We start from the raw sequence: 207 nt of genomic DNA, 5'->3' as shown, positions 1-207 counted from the left end.
TGACATTAACGAAATGATGGCGCCTCAAGCGCCAGAAGCACCTGAGCCGGTCATCGCCGAAAGCTCTGATATTAATGAAATGATGGCACCTCAAGGGCCAGAAGCACCTGAGCCGGTGATAGCCGAAAGCTCTGACATTAACGAAATGATGGCGCCTCAAGCGCCAGAAGCACCTGAGCCGGTCATCGCCGAAAGCTCTGATATTAA

1 protein-coding gene is annotated in these 207 nt (G+C 52.2%); it reads left to right on the top strand.

Annotated features, from left to right (window positions below; all coding sequences use genetic code 11):
• A partial coding sequence (locus tag KJ365_RS00010) for a hypothetical protein (RefSeq protein WP_214449572.1) occupies positions 1-207 on the top strand: 207 nt, incomplete at both ends.

Source organism: Glaciecola sp. XM2, assembly GCF_018595715.1.
In the GTDB taxonomy this organism is placed as follows: domain Bacteria; phylum Pseudomonadota; class Gammaproteobacteria; order Enterobacterales; family Alteromonadaceae; genus Glaciecola.
This window is presented reverse-complemented; position numbering and strand designations above follow the sequence as displayed.